Below are 2,581 nucleotides of genomic sequence, written 5' to 3' on the forward strand. Positions count from 1 at the left end.
GGGCCCGCACCTCCAGCGGCGGCTCGCCGGCCTCCACGGCGGCGAGTTGATCGTCCAGCGCCGCGGCCCAGTTGCGGCACTTCTCCCGCAATAACTCCGCGGACGCCTCCGACAGGGCGGGATGCTCGGCGAGGATCAGCACGCTGCACCCGGTGCGGAACTCCGCGATTCGCTTCGCCACCGCCGGGGCCGCCTCGGGGCGTTTGCCGAACCACTCCTCCGCCTCGTCCGCCAGTCCGTCCAGATAGGCCCGGGGCGAATCGGCCTGCGGCAGACCGTCCGGCCCGGCCCAGCCCCAGGCGATCGTCACGACCGGCTGCGGATCCACGCTCGGCAGGAACACCACCGCCGCCAGACCCAGCGCCAGGCCGACCAGACCCGACAGCCCGGCCAGCGCCAGCGACCGCCCGGAGCCCCGCCGCTCCCGCTCCGCGACCGGCGACGCCGCGACCGTCTTCTCCGGCGCCGGCTCGGCGGCGGGCAAATTGTCGTCGCGGCGGCTTCCAGCCGCCGACTCTCGACGCGGATCGTTTCTCAGACTCCCGTTCGCGGCGCTCGCGGACGGCGGCAGGATGCCGCCGCGACGGATCGTCGGGCTTGGCTCTCGTTCGGCGGACGCTTGCTCGGGGGCCGACGACTCGGGGGCCGACGAGTCGGGGGCGTCGGCGAGGCCCTCGGCGACGGCGGCGGCGACGCGTTCGGCGGCGGCGAGCAGTTCCGGGTCCTCGGCGGCGACGGCGTCCCAGTGCGGGCCGCCCTCCTCCAACACCAAGCTCCGCAGCGTGATCAGCAGCGCCGGCCGGGCCAGCAGCGCCGCGACCAGCCCCGCCGGCGCCGCCGCCACGCCCTCCTCCAGCACCGCCTCGCGGTGCGGCCCCAGGGCGGCGTTCAACTCCGACCGATCGGGCTCCGCCTCGGCGGCGGGGGTCTCGGCGGCGACCGCCCCCAGCGCTTCCAGCTCCGCGACGAGCTGATCCAACCCGCGGCCCACCAGCGCCCGGTCCAGCCACGGACCGCGGGCCGAGGGGGCGTCCGGCATCGTCTCCAGCAGGAAGGGGGTGTTCATGACGTCAGTCACGGTTCGGGCCGGCGGAAGGAGCGGCCGGGGGCGGGGGGGACGCGGGGCGGGAGAGGCAGTCGGACATCTTTTTCAGGCCGCGGGAGAAGGCGCCGTCGACGGTGCCCTTGGGCGTCGCCAGCCGGTCCGCCACCTCGTGATTCTTCAGGCCCTCCCGGTAGCGGAGGGTCAGGCAGGTGCGTTCGACCTCCGAGAGCCCGCCCAGACAACGGGTCACGGCGTCGACCGTCTCCTGCCGTTCGAGCCCCTCGTGCGGCTGGGGGGCGGGGGCGGCGGTCTCCCCGCGGTCCCGTTCCCGCAGCGCCCGGCGGGCCGCGGAGCGGCGCTGGGTGAGGGCGTGATTCCGGGCGATCTGAAACAGCCACGGCCGGAAGGGCCGGGTGCGGTCGTAGTCGTCGATGTGGTTCCAGACCCGCAACCAGGCGTCTTGAGCGACGTCTTCGGCCTCCGCGGGCCGCAGCCCCGAGGCCTTCAGGAAGCCGATCAACCGCGGGGTCAGGGAGACCACCAACCGGGACCAGGCGGCCCGATCCCCGGCGGCCGCGGCGGCGGCGAGTTCGTCGCCGGGAGAGCGGGGCTCGCCCGAAAGCCGGGACTCGCCCGAAAGCCGGGGGGCGTCGGAGAGCCGGGAAGCGCCGGGATCGGGCATGGCGTCGGGGGGAACGGCGGGGGCTGCGAGAGTCCCCATCCGCCGCGGCCCCCGCAACCGTCCGCCGGCGGGGGCCGCGGCGGCGAACCGCGGGACGGCGGGCGGGCGGCGACGCAGCGGAACATCGGACGCTTTCCGGCGGGGGCGGGGGCGAACTGGGAGCCGGCGACCCCCTCACGAGGCGATATGCCGCCGCCGCCGCTCCGCTTCCCCCCGCTTCGCGAAAAAAGCGGAAACGTTCCGGGGCTTCGGCCGCCGCCGTCGGCGGTCACTTCGGCCGGGGCGGGGCAGCAAAAAGAACGGGACGGCAAAACGTGCTGGCGAGAATTGATGCGTCCCTCTATGGTCGGGCGTGGCGCGGGCTTTTTCAGCCCCGTCGCCCCGCACACGCCGATGGCCATTCGGCCTTCCCCTCGCTCGAGATTCCCTCCCATGTCAAACTTTCATCTGACGCGTTCCCCGCGTCGCCGAGGCTTTACGCTGATCGAACTGCTGGTGGTGATCGCGATCATCGCGATCCTCGTCTCCCTGCTGCTGCCGGCCGTCCAGCAGGCCCGCGAAGCGGCCCGCCGCAGCCAGTGCCAGAACAACCTCAAGCAGCTCGGTCTGGCCCTGCACAACTACCACAGCACCTACAAGGTCTTCCCCGCCGCCTCCGCCGGAACGCAGACGGTGGACCCCGACCGGTCCGGGATCTACGGCGAGGACAACCGCAGCCGCATCTCCGGGTTCATTCCGCTGCTGCCGTACCTGGACCAAACGGCGATGTGGAACCAGATCAGCGGGCCGTTCGACCGCGACGGCGACGCGTCCACGACCGACGACGTGTTCCGTTCCGGCGGCGGCCGTCCGTG

General features: G+C 73.8%; 2 protein-coding genes and 1 pseudogene. 1 reads left to right on the plus strand and 2 read right to left on the minus strand.

Translation table 11 applies throughout. From position 1 onward, the window contains the following. Window positions 1–1,078, minus strand: a pseudogene (locus tag ACG2DA_RS22360) (hypothetical protein); the annotation flags it as partial. Further along, the gene (locus tag ACG2DA_RS22365; RefSeq protein WP_395258854.1) at window positions 1,071–1,727 is read right to left on the minus strand and encodes an RNA polymerase sigma factor; all 657 of its coding nucleotides are present in this window, start codon (window positions 1,725–1,727) and stop codon (window positions 1,071–1,073) included. The gene ACG2DA_RS22365 and the pseudogene ACG2DA_RS22360, both read right to left, overlap by 8 nt. 432 nt (window positions 1,728–2,159) lie before the next feature. On the opposite strand from ACG2DA_RS22365, the gene ACG2DA_RS22370 reads away from it, so the two are divergent. After that, window positions 2,160–2,581: type II secretion system protein (locus ACG2DA_RS22370; protein ID WP_395258856.1), on the plus strand; the 422-nt coding region annotated here is incomplete at its 3' end.

The sequence above is a fragment of the Alienimonas sp. DA493 genome (genome assembly GCF_043951915.1).
Taxonomy (GTDB): Bacteria; Planctomycetota; Planctomycetia; order Planctomycetales; family Planctomycetaceae; genus Alienimonas.